Below are 15,127 nucleotides of genomic sequence, written 5' to 3'. Positions count from 1 at the left end.
ACCGGGAGCGTGACTTGTTAATAACTATGCCGTTAATAGCGGCGTAAGCCGGTCACCCCTGGCGATGTAAAGTCTACAACGTAGTTGGAAACTTACAAGTGTGAACTCTGTCAGGCATATGAAAAAAAAGAGGTTGTGTACACAAAAATTAACATTTATGTTGCTTTTTTGTTCAGCATAAAATGCCGGAAACCGCGCCGCACAAGCCTCGCCGCCCGATCTGGTCGGAGCGGTGTCTGGTCAATAAAAAGCGAAAAAATTTTCCAGGAATAATCTTAATTTCACTCAATGATACAAGTTTGAGTGAATTTTTAGACCATTTAGCTGTCTCGTGGCTGTAGGACTTGCACTCACCGGTCGCATGATAAAGCCCATCGCGTTCCCTTCTTCGGCAGCTAAAACCAGGCGGGAATGTTCTTCTTCTGTTAATTCGTCGCTCAGCCAGCCAATCACTACACTATAGTTACCGGTGCGTAATGCACGGATCATCGACTCCAGCGTATGGCACGGTGACATCTGGCTAATCTGCATAACTTTAGTCAGCGGTAACCCGGCAGCCTGAACCCAATCACGGCTCAGCTTTTGCTGCGGTGTCAGCCACAGCTGCCAGCGAGATTGCTGACCGAGTTGTTGCAGCAAAGGAAGCAACAGTAGCTGTGTCATCATCGGTTGGTCTTCCCGGTAGACTATTTCGCTAATCAGCCCGGAAGCCGGTTCCGCCGTGGTACGTGTGGATCGAACGGCAGAAGTAGAAGCCCGTGATGAATGATTTGCATATCCAGAAGTATACATAGTGAATCCCGCCCTGTGGGTTACTGTATGAATATACAGTACTACCACTGAGTACAAAGATCAACCTCATTTTCTGAAAGCGTCTCGCAAAATTACACCGAAGTCCTCCTCAGGATGAAAATCATCTTGCTGCCCGCAGTGAAGTTACCTATTTTCCTGATTAACGGATCCGCTATTCACCATTCATCAGTTAACGGCATGATTAACAAAGGAATAATCATGAAAGATATGACATATAAGAAGATCCATCAGTCGCAGGAATACCTGTCGCCACTGGGGGTGATTGAATATCGGGCGCTGTTTGGCGGCTATAGCCTGGCTATTGAGGATACCGTTTTTGCCATGGTCGCGGAGGGGGAACTATATCTGCGGGTATGTGAGCAAAGTGCGACCTATCAGGTCGAAAATCCTTCACCGCTACTCACACTGGTTAAGCGAGGAAGGCCCATCCTGCTCAACTATTTCCACGTTGGCGAAGCGCTATGGCGTAATACCGGGCTTCTGCTGCATTTATCGGGTCACTCACTGCGCGATGCACAGCGAGAGAAACAAAAGCGTCAGGACAAGCGGCAGCTGCGGCATTTGCCCAATATCTCGTTCCATACGGAGCTAATGCTGCTGGATGCCGGGATAGAGGATCAGCGAATGCTGTGTTCGCTTGGTGCACAACTGTGCTGGCTTAAGCTGCGGGAACGGAGAAAGGGGATCAGTATCAGTTTGCTGTTTGCGCTGGAAGGTGCAATTCATGGACTGCATGCCGCGGCGCTCCCGGCGCAAAGGCGCCAGGAGCTGATGGATTGGGTACATGCATTACCGGGGATTAAATACCCGGCTCCAGAGGAGCCACCTGCTGCTGAAGACGACATATTTCAGGCAGAAGAGTAACCAGTAGCCCAACTTGCTGGAGTACCAGCGGCTCTTTACTGTCCGCGTGTGGCTCCAGGTGATGGATACGCTGCATCAGGCCTGCAAGGGCCTGCTGTACTCGCGCTTCGTCAGCCGGCATATGATGAAAAGCATCATCGACATAGCATACGGCGTCGTCCAGCAGCGCCAGGATTTCGGGATTCGTCAGTTGTTCCCGGTGTGCTCCGAGGGCAGAGATGTAGCTGGTAAAGGTGTGGTTCAGACACAGCAGACGAAATGCCGTCTCTTTCATTTCTGGAGTGACTTTTGGCTCTGTCGACATATTCGAGATAACCGAGGCCAGCTCCGCGTCGCGATTCCAGGCGTCACGGCGCGCAATGCGATAGGACAGGCGATTGTCCCGCCCCTGATGGTACTGTTCAAGAATCGCATCCAGGTAGCGACAGTTAGCATCAACCGCTCTCGCCAGTACGCGTGGCAGATTGCGGAATCGCCAGTCGGGCCAGATAAAGCTGACCGCCGCCCAGGCGATAGCACAGCCGATGAGCGTATCAACCACCCGCGGCAGCGCCACTTCGAAACCTTCCCCCAGCAGGTTAAAGCACAGCAGCACCAGCAGGGTAATGAACATGGTTGCATGGGCGTACTGCACGTTACGGAAGGCAAAAAATAGTACCCCGGTCACCACTATCAGCAGCAGTTGTCCCTCAACGGACGGCACCAGCAGTAACACCGGCAGACCAATCGCGATCCCGACCAGCGTCCCGATAATACGCAGCGCCAGGCGGTGACGAGTGGCGTTGTAGTTCGGCTGACAGACAAACAGGCTGGTCAGCAGGATCCAGTAGCCATGATGCATCCCGGTAAACTGGATGATGGCATAACCCGCGCACAGCACCAGCGACATGCGCACCGCATGGCGGAACAGCGCGGATTCCGGGGCCATGTTACGGCCCAGGCGCGAACGGATATCACTGAATCCGTGCAGTCGGTCGTCGGCGAGCAGGTTTTCCGTCTCACTGCGCGGCTGGTTCTGTGCCTGTTCAGATTCGATGGTTGCCAGCTGAGCATCTATGGCCCGCAGGTTATTGAGCAGATAGCCGAGGGCATTGACCTGCTCAGCCGATACCCCGTTCGCCCGTGCTCTGTCGAGCGCGGAATCCAGGTGGGCAAACACGCGCTCAAAGCGGGAGTCATGCTGGTAGTGGGTACGCAAAAGGATTGAGCGTGACAGCTGCTGGCAGGCCTGAGACTGCATGGAGAGAAGCCGCTGGAATCGGAACATCACGTCGCTGTAGCGGAAGCTATCGCGCAGCGTCTGGTACTGAATATGCGCGGAGCTGGCCCGCTCGTGAATATCCTGGGCGACAAAGTAATAGTGCAGGGTTCGCCGGGTACCACGCTGGCCACGATCGCCGCGCAGACGGGTGAGCAGCGACGCCTTGGTCTGGTGGAGCGTGGCCATCACCTGGCCGTTTGCCAGCGCCAGTTCGTACACCGGTGCTTCGCTTTCGGTTTCAATATCCGGGTCGAACAGACGGGATTTAAGCTCCAGATAGTGTGCGAGCTGTTCATAGCTGCGGGCGAGGTTGTCCTGCAGCGGACGAATGGGAAAGATGAGGTGCCCGGTCAGCGTCAGCACGTTATACCAGACCGCACCGGCCAACAGATATAAAGGTTGTTGATACCAGTGCTCATAGAGCGATACGCCGAGCATGGTGTAAATGGCAATCAGTAACGCACCAAAGGCGATGGTGGCGTAGCGCTGGCCAAGACCACCAAGCAGAATAAATCCGCTGGTTGAAAGGGTGAGGCCGAGGGCGAACAACCATGGCCAGGGAAAGAGCAGCTCTACCGAGGCCGAGGCAATAAAAAAGCAGATCAGGGTGATGACCAGGTTACGCAAACGACCAGCCAGACGATCGTCAAGATCGGCCAGCGCCGCAGCCACCACGCCGAGGGTCAGTGGTATGGTCAGCTTGACCTCACCGAGCCACCACGGTAGCGCGGTGGTGCCGCACAGGGCGATGAAAATCCGGACGTTGTACAGCCATGAACTGTTCCATGTATAGCGGCGAAGCAACGGGCTTAGCATATTGGTAATCAGTCCAGATTATTGGAAACGACGACGTGCGTTGGCTTCACGCGCGGCGCGGGCTGTTTCAACGGTCACGACGCGGCGGCCCACCGGCCACAAGGCAATCGCGGCAATTTTGAAATTGGCGATACCCACCGGGATACCAATGATGGTCAGGCACTGGGCGATACCGGCAAAAATATGCATGATGCACAGCCACCAGCCGAAGATGACGAACCAGAAGATGTTCAACAATGTTCCACCTGCGTTCATCAGGCTGCTCTTGCTCTCCGGGTTCAGTTCGTCGACGTGGATAGCTTCATTGCCGTACGGCAGAAGCGACAGTTTGGTAATTTCCCAGCAGGAACGGGTCAGGGGGAGTGTGACGATGAGCACAATACTGACCACCGTCGCCAGCAGCCAGCCGAGCGTCGTCGCGAAACCACCCAGGATAAAATTCAAAATATTCAGAACGGTACGCATAAACCCTCTGTTCTTCCTTAAAATTATTCAGACACGGCAATTGTAACGTTTTTTTGCGCTGGAGCACCTGGTATCTGGCGGTTAAACTGGTAATAACCAATATGGCCGGGATTTGGCAAGACATGGAACTAAAAGCAACAACACTGGGCAAGCGCATGGCGCAGCACCCTTACGATCGGGTCGAAATCCTCAATGCTGGGGTGAAAGTCTCTGGCGATCGCCACGAATTTCTCATTCCTTTTAATCAATTGCTGTCGATTCAGTGCAAACGCGGGCTGGTATGGGGCGAACTGGAGTTCGTCCTGCCGGAAAATAAAGTCGTCCGCCTGCACGGCACCGAATGGGCAGAAACCCAACGCTTCCATCATCATCTTAATTCTCTCTGGGAACAGTGGGGAGAAGAGATGAGTGGCATTGCGGCCGGCGTACTGGAGCAGCAATTAGCGGAGATTTCTCGCTTTAGCGCCGAAGGTAAATGGCTTACTCGCCAGGCGTTGCAGGGGATCCGCGAAAAAATTTTGCTGGCCCTGCAGGCGCTGCCGATCCCGGTTGGCAGGCTGAATGACTTCGACAACTGCCGCGAGCTGTGGCAGCAGTGTCAGGGATGGCTTAAAGATATTGAACGCAGCCGCCTGAAGCATAACCAGGCCTTTACCGATGCAATGCTGACGCAATACTCGGCGTTTTTCGCCAACATTGAATCTTCACCGCTGAATCCGGCGCAGGCGCGGGCGGTGGTAAACGGCGAGCAGTCGGTGCTGGTACTGGCGGGGGCGGGTAGCGGTAAAACATCGGTGCTGGTCGCTCGCGCTGGTTGGCTACTGACGCGGGGGGAAGCTGCCGCCGATCAAATCCTCCTGCTGGCGTTTGGCCGCCAGGCAGCGCAAGAGATGGACGATCGTATTCGCGAGCGCCTGAATACCGATGCCATCAGCGCCAGAACGTTCCATTCGCTGGCGCTGCACATTATTCAGCAGGGTAGCAAAAAAGTCCCTGCTATCAGTAAGCTTGAAAACGACAGTAAAGCCCGCCAGGCGCTGCTGGTAAAAACCTGGCAGCAACAGTGCGGTGAGAAAAAAGCTCAGGCTAACGGCTGGCGCCTGTGGCTTGAGGAAGAGATGGGCTGGAACCTGCCTGAAGGCCAGTACTGGCAGGACGAGAAGCTGGCTCGGCGCATGGGGGGGCGGCTCGATCGTTGGGTGAGCCTGATGCGTATGCACGGTGGCTCGCAGGCGGAAATGATTGAGGGCGCACCTGAAGAGGTGAAAACGCTGTTCGGTAAACGCGTTAAGCTCATGGCACCGCTATTGAAAGCATGGAAAACGGCGCTGAAAACAGAAAACGCCGTCGATTTCTCCGGCCTAATTCATCAGGCGATAAGCGTGCTGGAGAAAGGGCGCTTTGTCAGCCCGTGGAAGCACATCCTGGTGGATGAGTTCCAGGATATTTCACCGCAGCGTGCGGCACTGCTGGCGGCACTGCGTAAGCAGAACTCGCGCACCACGCTGTTTGCCGTGGGTGATGACTGGCAGGCTATTTACCGTTTCAGCGGGGCTCAGCTCTCGCTGACGACCGCCTTCAACCATTACTTTGGTGAAGGCGATAGCTGCGCGCTGGATACCACCTACCGCTTCAACGGGCGGATTGGCGAAATCGCTAACCGCTTTGTGCAGCAGAACCCGCACCAGCTGGCGAAGCCGTTGAACAGCCTGAGCGCCGGGGATAAAAAGGCCGTCACGCTGATGGCGGACGACCAGCTCGACGCGCTGCTTGATAAGCTCAGCGGCTATGCCACCCCGGATGAGCGAATTCTGGTGCTGGCACGCTATCACCACCTGAAGCCCGCAAGTCTTGAAAAAGCGGCCACCCGCTGGCCGAAGCTGCAGTTAGATTTCATGACTATTCACGCCAGTAAAGGGCAGCAGGCGGATTACGTGATTATTGTTGGGCTGAAAGAGGGGCAGGATGCGTTCCCGGCACCGGCGCGTGAATCGGTGATGGAGCAGGCGTTATTGCCGCAACCGGAAGACTTCCCGGACGCCGAAGAGCGTCGTCTGCTGTATGTCGCATTAACCCGCGCCCGTCAGCGAGTCTGGCTGCTTTACAACAAAGAGGAGCCATCTTCGTTCGTGGAGATTTTAAAAGATCTTTCAGTACCGGTGGTACGTAAACCCTAGCGCAGCGCTGACGCCCGCGGGCGTCAGCGCCATGACTATTTCAGTCGCTCGGCGAGATAACGCGGGTAATCCGGGATCAGGATATCGACCGGATCGTTGAAGTTTGGCGCCTGGATAATGAAATCGGCGGTGGAGAGGTTAGTAGCGACCGGAATATTCCAGACGGTTGCCAGACGCAGAAGCGCTTTTACATCCGGATCGTGCGGCACCGCGTTCAGCGGATCCCAGAAGAAAATCAGCACATCAATTTTCCCTTCCGAAATTTTCGCACCGACCTGCTGGTCTCCACCCATCGGGCCGCTCAGCATGGCGTTCACGTTCAGGCCGGTGGCGCGCTGAATCAAGTTGCCGGTGGTACCGGTGGCAGACAGCTCGTGCTTTTCGAGCAGTGCGCGGTGACGCTCCACCCATTTCAACAGCATCTCTTTGCAGTGATCGTGTGCCACCAGCGCAATGTGCTTGCGCGCCGGGAGTGTGCGTGTGGTCAGTTCCATAATGATATTCCGAATTTTTATGATGCTGACAGATTACTGAATGCGTTCGCCGCTGCAAGCAGCCAGCGCAAATAAATGGCAAATGAATGATTCAGGAGGAGGGTTGTTGATGCGCCCACTGCAGAAAACGACGGCGGGTCTCCGGATCGGCCTGTAAAAACCAGTATTTCAGGCGCTGCTCGGTCAGGTTTTGTGCCTGTGCAACAGGAAAATCAAGCTCACTTTTTTTCGACAGCAGGGCGCTATCATCCGGGAGCGGCAGGCTCGGTTTTGTGGGCGATGCCGTTTTACTTGTCTGATTGTAGGCTGCCGCCGCCTGCTCGTAATCAATGCCTGAAGGCGTGGCGTTGGTGGTCAGAATATCCAGCCGAAGCGGGATAGGCAGCGCGTTGCCATCGACCAGGGTGATTTCTGGAAAAACGTCGAACTTGCGGGTTTGCTCAGGGCTGTCCAGCGGGGGAAGGTTGATATTAACCTGGCTGATTAAACGGGTATCGAAGCTGACGATAATCGGCGGCGAAATATAATGTTGATAATTGCTGCTCTGGGGGAGGCTTTTATCCACCCGAAAAACCATCTGGTGCGGGCCATTATCCAGCTCAATGCTGTCGGCACCGCGCAGCAGCGTACTGGAAACCTTTTTACCGTCGAGCACCAGTAGGTCGATATCACTGGACAGGCGTAGCGTGGTCGCGTGAAGCATACCCGGTAACAGGAGAATAGCGCTCAGTAGCAGGCTCCCGGCTTTCATGATCTTCTCCTGAAAAAGTGGGTTTACATTGAGAATGTATCAAAATTTTACTAATCGCAATTTTATTAACATATAGCCACTGTGCCCGGTCCTGCCCTCATGCTTCTGTATGGATCAATGGTTGCTGTGACGACAATGGCGTACACTTGGCTAAAGCATCCGGAGGAAAATGATGAAAGAGAACGATATTGCAGGCATTTTGACATCGACCCGCACCATCGCGCTGGTGGGGGCAAGTGATAAACCCGATCGTCCGAGCTACCGGGTAATGAAATACCTTCTCGACCAGGGATACCACGTCATTCCGGTCTCGCCAAAGGTTGCCGGTAAAACGCTACTCGGCCAGCAGGGCTATGGCACTCTCGCCGACGTCCCAGAGAAGGTTGATATGGTTGACGTATTCCGCAATTCAGAGGCCGCGTGGGGTGTAGCACAAGAGGCCATCGCCATCGGGGCGAAGACATTGTGGATGCAGCTAGGGGTGATTAACGATCAGGCCGCCGTGCTGGCGCGCGATGCGGGTCTGAACGTGGTAATGGACCGTTGCCCGGCGATTGAAATCCCCCGTCTTGGGCTCGCGAAGTAACAAAAAACCCCGCCTCGGCGGGGTTTTTATTAATTTCGCAGGCGTGGCGCCTGAAGCTGGCGGCGAATGGTTTGCGCCAGTTCATCCATCGACGGCTGCTCAGGGTGCTCATCGGTGAGTTCACCGCTCAGCTGAGCTTCGGCCAGATAGGTGTGCACCGGCTGACCTTCATCATCTTCCATCACGACGTGATACCACGGGGCAGCACGCAGCTCTGGGTTTACCGCAATTTCATCGGCAGACGGCTCTTCAAGCGAATATTCCGGGTCGATATCGACGATAACGCCCAGATAGCCCAACAGGGAGTGGCGGACCTGCTGGCCGATACCGAATTTGCTGGCAATCATAGTCACCTCCCGGGAAACATTTCATGCCTCAGATATGAGGGCAATGTCTCACTTTTCAAGTTACATGACGCGACAGGCAAACCCTTTCAGATACAGCCCTTCCGGGTAGGTAGCGATCACCGGATGATCGGCCGCCTGACGGAACTGCTCTATAAATTGTACATCACGACCAGCATCTACAGCGGCATCGGCGATGATTTTCTGAAATAAATCGGTGGTCATCAGTCCGGAGCAGGAGAAAGTCAGCAACACACCGCCTGGATTCAGCAGCTGGATAGCCAGCATGTTGATATCTTTGTAGCCACGGCAGGCGCCCTGCAGCTGGTTTTTGTTTTCGACGAACTTCGGCGGATCCATGACGATAACGTCAAATTTCTCGCCCTGGTCGCGATATTTGCGTAGCAGCTTGAAGACGTCATCGCGGACAAATTCTGCTTTGCTGAGATCGAGTTTATTCAGCTCGACGTTCTGCTTTGCGACGTCCAGCGCTTCCTGAGAGGTATCCACGCTCACTACCTGACGGCAGCCGCCCATCAGCGCAGAAACCGCGAAGCCGCCGGTGTAGGAGAAGCAGTTCAGCACGCGTTTGTCGGCAACATAGCGACGCGTTGCGAGGCGGCTGTCGCGCTGATCGAGGTAGTAGCCGGTTTTGTGTCCGCCCTGGATATCCACCAGCAGCTTCATGCCGTGCTCTTCAATCGGCAGCAGGGCAGGCGGCAGTTCGCCGGTGACCGGGCCCTGGGTCAGCTCCATCCCTTCTTTTTTACGTACTGCGACGTCGCTGCGGTCGTAGATGGCGCACTCCGGGTACAGCGCTTGCAGCGCGGTGATAAGCGCGGCGCGCTGATACTCCGCTCCGGCGCTCAGCAGCTGGAGAACCAGGAAGTTGCCGAAACGATCGATGGTCACACCCGGCATACCGTCTGACTCGCCGGCAATCAGGCGATAGCTGTCTAAACCGTCTTTCTCAGCAAGCCAGCTGCGCCACTGCTGGGCCTGCTGCAGGCGGCGAATAAAGAATTCAGTATCGATGCTTTCGTTTGCGTCAAAGCTCCAGACGCGGGCGCGAATTTGCGAGGCCGGTGAGTAAGCACCGCGAGCCAGCCATTTCCCCTGGCTATCAAAAATATCGATGGTCTCACCGAGACGGGGTTTACCTTCCACACGCGTAACGGCACCGGAGAAGACCCAGGGATGACGGCGGAGTAACGATTTCTCACGTCCTTTGGCCAGCACTAAACGGGGAAGGTTTGTAAAAGTAGATTCAGTCATTCCGGATAACCTCTGGCACCGGGGGGAATAACTGCGCCAGCGCCTGCATTGTTAAAAATAAAATGGCGCGTAGAGTAGCACAGAAGCCATTCGCAATCATCAGCGTGTGATGTTGCGCGTTTCGGCACAAAATCAAATCGTACAGGCACATTACGAAAACAGGTTGTGCCTTACATTGTATTTCTCTACACCAGCGAGGACATACAATGAAAAAACGTGTAACCCTGATCGCCGGGATCCTGACGGTCATGAGCTTTAACGCCCTGGCGAGTGAAACTTTTAGCCTTACGAGCGCGGATATTCCCGCAAACCACCGTTTAGCCCAGCAGCAGGTTTTTGCCGGTTTCGGTTGTGCAGGCGGTAATATATCGCCGCAGCTGAGCTGGAAAAATCCACCGGCAGGCAGTAAAAGCTTTGCTATAACGGTCTACGACCCGGATGCGCCGACCGGCAGCGGATGGTGGCACTGGACCCTGGTGAATATCCCGGTGCAGACGCATCGTCTCGATTCAGATGCCGGGAACGCGAATAACAGCAAGCTGCCGGCGGGGGCGGTCCAGGGACGAAATGATTTCGGCTATGCGGGGTTCGGCGGGGCTTGTCCACCAGAGGGGGATAAACCGCACAGGTATCAATTTACCGTCTGGGCGTTGAATACGGATAAACTGCCTATTGATAACCAGGCCAGCGGCGCGCTGGTTGGGTTTATGCTTAACAGCCATGTGATTGCGAAAACGCAGTTAATTGCCACTTACGGAAGATAGAAGGTGACAGGGTGCAGAAAGTTCAGTTGCAACATAAACATCTGACGGCGGCGGAGGTCACTTCTGGCCAGATGCATCGTCTGCACCGTGTTAAGCTTTTTAGCGCCGCGATTTGCCATATCACTCAGGGAAGCAAGGTGATTATCCAGCAGGATAATCGCCTGGTTGCCACGCCCGGAGACATAATTATCATCCCGGCGAATACCTCGCTTGAGATTATTAACCAGCCAGCGCGAGGGACGTTTCGTTCCGATTTGCTATTATTATCAGCGGACGTGATGGCGGAATTTAAAGCGCATTACGTTCAGGCTTATCCCCCGGCAAATGCCTCTTCACTGTGTGCTCCTTACAGCGAGAGCCTGGCATTTATGTGGGAAAGTTTGCTGCATGCTGTTCGTCATGATTTACCTGAGGCGCTGCAAAAACACCAGGCCTTTGGGCTTTTGCTGGCGCTGCTGCATGACGGTGTGGCAGGGCCATTACTGATTGAGCCCCGGCTTAATTTGACTGAGCAGGTACGGCAGATGGTTATGCTGTCACCGGCGAAGGCATGGACCGCGCAGGATATCGCGGCAACCCTCGCGGTCAGCGCGTCGACCCTGCGGCGACGATTACAGCTGGAATCCCAGAGCTTTCGGCAAATCGTTGAAGAAGTGCGCATGGCGGCGGCGCTGTCCCAGCTGCAGTCGACCCGATTACCCATTGGTGAAATTGCGGTGCGTTGTGGGTATCTTTCCAGTTCTCGTTTCACCGCACGGTTTCGCCAGCACTACGGCTGCCTGCCTAAAACGGTGCGCTGATAGTCAACGGTCAGAGGAGAACTATGATGGCAAACGTCTGCACCCTTGCGTGGGTGCATTAGGTCGTGCAAAATCTTTTCTGCTTGGGTGAAAGAAATCATTTTCTTATTGTAACTTAAGACGTTGCACTGCTTCTTTCTTGATTCGGCTAATGGTGTTGGTACTCACACCGAATTCAGAAGCCACATAGCGGACACTGCCACCAGAAGCTAATGCTGCTACTATCTCATTACGAGGGATGTTCCTGCCATTTCCACGTCCGGAAATACGACCAGCGGCTTTAGCCGCTTCATAACCTTCACGTTGTCGCAGTAGCATTTGCTCACGTTCCATTTGGCTGATTCCACTTAACAGAGTTAAAACCAGTTTACCTGTTGGTGAGCTATCTCCCGTCTTAATACCTTTATGATGAAACTGGATTGCGACACCTCGTTTAGTCAATGTATCTACGGTAGATAGAAGGTCTGCTGTATTACGAGCAAGGCGGCTGATGTCATGCACATGTAATGTATCACCTTCGCGTAAGTACTCCATCATCGCTAAGAATGCTTCACGATTGGTATCTTTCGCACTTACTTTCTCAGTGAATACTTTGTCAAAGCTGACCCCTGTATCTGCTAATTGTCGATCGCTGTTTTGTTGCAAGCTCGAAACGCGAATATAAGCGACGTGTGCCATGTCAAAATCTCTGCGTTGTTTCGATATGTATGTTGCGATTTATTGTAGCGTGTAGCGTGTAGCGTGTAGCGATGGAAATTCAAGGCAAATCGCTACGTTTTATCAAGTTTAAAGGGAGGTTTGATGTGTAGCGATTAAGGATGCTTAATCGCTACACATCAAATATGGATATTTTCTTTAAAATTGTGATTCCCATAACGCAATGTCTTTGCTTGAACTTTTACGATTACAAGTTTCATCATCCTGGATGCAATTATACCCATAGTATGATGTTACTGATTAGAGACTTGTTTTTAGTGAGTTTTATCGGACACAGTAGTAAAGTATTAGGAACATAACTATCAGATAGGAAGTCGCATGTTTTGTGGAAATGTATTAAGCCTCATTCTGTCCAGACAGCAAGCTCTACATATCAAGAGACCAGTGATGTTGACCCCTACCATCAAGAATATATTGACCAGAACAGAATCTACTTTAACAAACTATTAGGTTCCCGATTAAGTGGAAAATCAAAAGTAACGTTATCTGATATTGCCATTCTTAAGGAAGCATATGATAAAGCTCATTCGATAAGAAACTTTGAAATAGAACTTTTTTGGAAGAGGGCAAGTTATTGCTTCACTATAATTGCGGCGTTAATAACACTATGCGGTGTACTTGCATCAACATATTTTAAACCAAATATAAGTGAACGTGATCACAATCTTCTGTTACTCATAGCTTTCATATCTTTCCTTGGTGTGGTTTTTACTATAATGTCACATTTAATGATGGTTAGTGGCGAGTACTGGAAAAGAAATTGGGAACTTCATATCTCAATGCTGGAACCACTTTTTTCAGGAAGGATATATTCTACACATCTGGTCTCATCCGAAAACAGAACATCCATTTCAAGAATGTTACTTCTTTTCTTTATGGCTATATATGTATGCTGGTTAGTTATTTTAGGCTTTGTTCTAAAAGAAAATGAAAACTTCATCATCCCATTGTTCGTTATTTTGATAGCATCCGTAGTATATATAGTTATTTTTACTTTCTCTAAAAATAAAACTCAAGATGTGTTTGTCACATCTTATTTTGTTCGTATAACACATAAAGATAATATAAGTGGTTCTCTCAAGAAATTCATAAATAAATTTCTCGTTATTTCCTTGTTCACCTCTACTTACGGTTTAATAATATTCTTAAGCATTATGTATTATAAATTAGGTAATGTCATTTTTAGCGTCGATTTTTTATTTTCATTATTCTAAAAGAGGTTATGATATGGAATTAAAGTATTGGAATCGTGGTTTGTTAGGGTTAACTGTAGCCATCTTATCTTTGACCGGATTGGTGTTGTTGAAGGTACTGGTTACAGGTGAAAAAGAAATAGAGTGGGGATCAATTAGTGATTGGGTCAGTGCAGTATGCAATATAGGGCTTTTATGTGCTGCCTTTTGGGCCGGGAGTATCACCAATAATTGGTTAAAGCAGAAGAAAAGAATGAATACTCTTGACTCAGCACATCAAATTGCAATTCAATTTGATAAGAAATTGTGGTCTATAAATCATCGCCTTTATGCTGATGTATTGTTTCGAAAAAAGCTTATTAATGACATTATTAATAAGAGTTCCAATGTGGATGTCAATGAAAAAATAATCTCTGAGATCGCCAAGATTACAACTTCTGACCTCGATGAGTTAAGTGAGATATATAATGAAAGAACCCTTTTAGGACGATTTAATGTTACAGTAAATGATTCATTTAATAAAGTGATTATGGAAATATTATCACTACGTAGTGATTATTTAAATTCACATTATGAATACTTATTATTACTTGCAAAAGATATAGATTTTATAGAGTGTGACGAGGTAAAAAAAGCTGAATCCCAAGTTGTTGAACTACAGAAGAAAATAGCCACTATTTTCGAAAAGAAGTTGGGAATAAGAAATATTGATTGTGATTATTCATTTGGTAAAGATGTAACTTAGGAGTTGTTTATTATGAAGTTTAGAGCAAAGAAAACAACATGCCGGATCGAGAAAAGCCTTTATCCCAGTACAATATTACATTTTACTAAAGAGATCGAGTCATTGAAAAGTATACTTAGCAGTGGCTATTTTCGAGCCTCTTATGCGAAGGAATCTATTATAGGACCTGATTCAAAACGGGAGTTTGGTATACCAATGGTTTCATTCTGTGATATTAGATTATCACATCTGTATGAGCATATTAAGAAGTATGGGCGGTTCGGGGTTGGATTAAAAAAAGAGTGGGCAATAAAACATGGATTAAACCCTGTGAGCTATCTGAATAAAAATTGCTCTATGTTCACGGCCTTTAATGAACGCCTTAGAGAAATGAATAGAGAACTACGCAGTTTGAAAGCATACGAGGAAGTTTATTCTTTAGAGAAGGCAAAGTACCGCGACCTTATAAATATTTTGCGATATATGAAGAATTATGAGGGGCCACTTGTAAGAAAAGGCGAGCTTGTAAATGAAAATTATAGATTTGCTAATGAGAATGAATGGAGATATGTTCCTGACATTCAGGCAGACATAGTACCAATAAAAATTGCACGAGATAGTGATCCGGAATGGAAAACAAAAGCTAACCAAAGAATGTGGAAATCAGACTCGTCACGGTTAAAATTTGAAATAAGCGATATAAAATACATTTTAGTACCTAACGAGAATTATGCCTCTCAATTAATTGAATATTTTGGAGATGTTGCGGGCGGTGATGATTATACTCATTTAATATCTAAGCTATTTATATCTCGACAAATTTTTAATGATTTATGAGATGAAGTGGTAGCATCGCCTGGATGTGATTGCATACGGGCGTTGTTAAGATATATGCAAGAATATTAAATTTCCTACCTCAGGAGTTAGCCTTTGAATTCTTGAGGTCATAAATAGCTATATTATCACTAAAATACCTAATGTTAGAGAATATGAATAAAAATTATTTGTGCGATACCTAAAGATAAATTGGGTTTGAGAGATATTAATATATAAACCACGATGCTTGAAGTCAGTCCAAATACT

Annotated in this window: 16 protein-coding genes; 8 read left to right on the top strand and 8 right to left on the bottom strand. The window is 50.2% G+C overall.

Features of this window, described 5'->3' with window-relative positions:
* Nucleotides 1-285: 285 nt before the first annotated feature.
* Nucleotides 286-792: an SOS-induced cell division inhibitor SulA gene (sulA, locus tag GYRE_RS21950; RefSeq protein WP_038258506.1), complete on the bottom strand. Its 507-nt coding sequence runs from the start codon at nt 790-792 to the stop codon at nt 286-288.
* A gap of 219 nt (nt 793-1,011) precedes the next feature.
* Between sulA and GYRE_RS21945 the strand changes: the two genes are divergently transcribed.
* Entirely contained in the window at nt 1,012-1,677 is a 666-nt protein-coding gene (locus GYRE_RS21945; RefSeq protein ID WP_038258847.1) for a TfoX/Sxy family DNA transformation protein, read from the top strand.
* Here GYRE_RS21945 and yccS read toward each other — a convergent pair.
* A complete protein-coding gene (gene yccS / locus GYRE_RS21940) occupies nt 1,613-3,754 on the bottom strand; it encodes a YccS family putative transporter (RefSeq protein WP_038258503.1) in 2,142 nt (713 codons plus the stop codon). The two genes, GYRE_RS21945 and yccS, sit on opposite strands and share 65 nt — an antisense overlap.
* A gap of 18 nt (nt 3,755-3,772) precedes the next feature.
* Entirely contained in the window at nt 3,773-4,219 is a 447-nt protein-coding gene (locus tag GYRE_RS21935; RefSeq protein WP_006819361.1) for a YccF domain-containing protein, read from the bottom strand.
* Between the two features lie 122 nt (nt 4,220-4,341).
* Here GYRE_RS21935 and helD point away from each other — a divergent pair, with 122 nt between their 5' ends.
* Nucleotides 4,342-6,396, top strand: a complete 2,055-nt coding sequence (gene helD / locus GYRE_RS21930; RefSeq protein ID WP_038258845.1) for a DNA helicase IV — start codon at nt 4,342-4,344, stop codon at nt 6,394-6,396.
* Between the two features lie 35 nt (nt 6,397-6,431).
* Here the strand turns inward: helD and mgsA are convergent, their stop codons facing one another.
* Nucleotides 6,432-6,890 (bottom strand): methylglyoxal synthase, encoded by a 459-nt coding sequence (gene mgsA, locus GYRE_RS21925; protein WP_006819363.1) that lies wholly within the window; start codon nt 6,888-6,890, stop codon nt 6,432-6,434.
* Between the two features lie 91 nt (nt 6,891-6,981).
* Entirely contained in the window at nt 6,982-7,641 is a 660-nt protein-coding gene (gene csgI / locus GYRE_RS21920) for a curli synthesis inhibitor (RefSeq protein WP_006819364.1), read from the bottom strand.
* 172 nt (nt 7,642-7,813) lie between these two features.
* Between csgI and GYRE_RS21915 the strand changes: the two genes are divergently transcribed.
* Entirely contained in the window at nt 7,814-8,227 is a 414-nt protein-coding gene (locus tag GYRE_RS21915; protein WP_038258499.1) for a CoA-binding protein, read from the top strand.
* A 29-nt stretch (nt 8,228-8,256) separates the two neighbouring features.
* Here GYRE_RS21915 and hspQ read toward each other — a convergent pair whose 3' ends face one another.
* Complete coding sequence (hspQ, locus tag GYRE_RS21910; protein WP_006819366.1) at nt 8,257-8,574, bottom strand: heat shock protein HspQ; 318 nt, start codon at nt 8,572-8,574, stop codon at nt 8,257-8,259.
* Nucleotides 8,575-8,634: 60 nt separating this feature from the next.
* The gene (gene rlmI / locus GYRE_RS21905; RefSeq protein ID WP_038258496.1) at nt 8,635-9,846 is read right to left on the bottom strand and encodes a 23S rRNA (cytosine(1962)-C(5))-methyltransferase RlmI; all 1,212 of its coding nucleotides are present in this window, start codon (nt 9,844-9,846) and stop codon (nt 8,635-8,637) included.
* Between the two features lie 206 nt (nt 9,847-10,052).
* Between rlmI and GYRE_RS21900 the strand changes: the two genes are divergently transcribed.
* Nucleotides 10,053-10,610 carry a kinase inhibitor gene (locus tag GYRE_RS21900; RefSeq protein ID WP_038258493.1) on the top strand — a complete coding sequence of 186 codons (558 nt, stop codon included), beginning with the start codon at nt 10,053-10,055 and terminating at the stop codon, nt 10,608-10,610.
* Nucleotides 10,611-10,681: 71 nt separating this feature from the next.
* Complete coding sequence (locus GYRE_RS21895) at nt 10,682-11,410, top strand: AraC family transcriptional regulator (protein ID WP_050812375.1); 729 nt, start codon at nt 10,682-10,684, stop codon at nt 11,408-11,410.
* Between the two features lie 105 nt (nt 11,411-11,515).
* Here GYRE_RS21895 and GYRE_RS21890 read toward each other — a convergent pair whose 3' ends face one another.
* Nucleotides 11,516-12,088 (bottom strand): recombinase family protein, encoded by a 573-nt coding sequence (locus GYRE_RS21890; RefSeq protein ID WP_038258486.1) that lies wholly within the window; start codon nt 12,086-12,088, stop codon nt 11,516-11,518.
* Nucleotides 12,089-12,450: 362 nt separating this feature from the next.
* On the opposite strand from GYRE_RS21890, the gene GYRE_RS24670 reads away from it, so the two are divergent.
* The 3 genes from GYRE_RS24670 to GYRE_RS21875 are packed head-to-tail and all read left to right on the top strand — an operon-like array spanning nt 12,451 to nt 14,881.
* The gene (locus GYRE_RS24670) at nt 12,451-13,341 is read left to right on the top strand and encodes a RipA family octameric membrane protein (protein WP_146748679.1); all 891 of its coding nucleotides are present in this window, start codon (nt 12,451-12,453) and stop codon (nt 13,339-13,341) included.
* A gap of 13 nt (nt 13,342-13,354) precedes the next feature.
* Nucleotides 13,355-14,065: a hypothetical protein gene (locus GYRE_RS21880; protein ID WP_038258481.1), complete on the top strand. Its 711-nt coding sequence runs from the start codon at nt 13,355-13,357 to the stop codon at nt 14,063-14,065.
* A 12-nt stretch (nt 14,066-14,077) separates the two neighbouring features.
* Nucleotides 14,078-14,881 (top strand): abortive infection system antitoxin AbiGi family protein, encoded by an 804-nt coding sequence (locus GYRE_RS21875; RefSeq protein ID WP_038258478.1) that lies wholly within the window; start codon nt 14,078-14,080, stop codon nt 14,879-14,881.
* The last annotated feature ends 246 nt before the right edge of the window (nt 14,882-15,127 follow it).

This window comes from Yokenella regensburgei ATCC 49455, from assembly GCF_000735455.1.
Classification (GTDB): domain Bacteria; phylum Pseudomonadota; class Gammaproteobacteria; order Enterobacterales; family Enterobacteriaceae; genus Yokenella; species Yokenella regensburgei.
This window is presented reverse-complemented; position numbering and strand designations above follow the sequence as displayed.

What these genes read in the sequence shown, in the direction of transcription:
- GYRE_RS21875 (WP_038258478.1), top strand. Translation starts at nt 14,078, where the DNA reads ATGAAGTTTAGAGCAAAGAAAACAACATGCCGGATCGAGAAAAGCCTT.
- sulA (WP_038258506.1), bottom strand. Translation starts at nt 792, where the DNA reads ATGTATACTTCTGGATATGCAAATCATTCATCACGGGCTTCTACTTCT.
- GYRE_RS21945 (WP_038258847.1), top strand. Translation starts at nt 1,012, where the DNA reads ATGAAAGATATGACATATAAGAAGATCCATCAGTCGCAGGAATACCTG.
- GYRE_RS21935 (WP_006819361.1), bottom strand. Translation starts at nt 4,219, where the DNA reads ATGCGTACCGTTCTGAATATTTTGAATTTTATCCTGGGTGGTTTCGCG.
- helD (WP_038258845.1), top strand. Translation starts at nt 4,342, where the DNA reads ATGGAACTAAAAGCAACAACACTGGGCAAGCGCATGGCGCAGCACCCT.
- GYRE_RS21900 (WP_038258493.1), top strand. Translation starts at nt 10,053, where the DNA reads ATGAAAAAACGTGTAACCCTGATCGCCGGGATCCTGACGGTCATGAGC.
- hspQ (WP_006819366.1), bottom strand. Translation starts at nt 8,574, where the DNA reads ATGATTGCCAGCAAATTCGGTATCGGCCAGCAGGTCCGCCACTCCCTG.
- csgI (WP_006819364.1), bottom strand. Translation starts at nt 7,641, where the DNA reads ATGAAAGCCGGGAGCCTGCTACTGAGCGCTATTCTCCTGTTACCGGGT.
- GYRE_RS21915 (WP_038258499.1), top strand. Translation starts at nt 7,814, where the DNA reads ATGAAAGAGAACGATATTGCAGGCATTTTGACATCGACCCGCACCATC.
- yccS (WP_038258503.1), bottom strand. Translation starts at nt 3,754, where the DNA reads ATGCTAAGCCCGTTGCTTCGCCGCTATACATGGAACAGTTCATGGCTG.
- rlmI (WP_038258496.1), bottom strand. Translation starts at nt 9,846, where the DNA reads ATGACTGAATCTACTTTTACAAACCTTCCCCGTTTAGTGCTGGCCAAA.
- mgsA (WP_006819363.1), bottom strand. Translation starts at nt 6,890, where the DNA reads ATGGAACTGACCACACGCACACTCCCGGCGCGCAAGCACATTGCGCTG.
- GYRE_RS21880 (WP_038258481.1), top strand. Translation starts at nt 13,355, where the DNA reads ATGGAATTAAAGTATTGGAATCGTGGTTTGTTAGGGTTAACTGTAGCC.
- GYRE_RS21890 (WP_038258486.1), bottom strand. Translation starts at nt 12,088, where the DNA reads ATGGCACACGTCGCTTATATTCGCGTTTCGAGCTTGCAACAAAACAGC.
- GYRE_RS21895 (WP_050812375.1), top strand. Translation starts at nt 10,682, where the DNA reads ATGCATCGTCTGCACCGTGTTAAGCTTTTTAGCGCCGCGATTTGCCAT.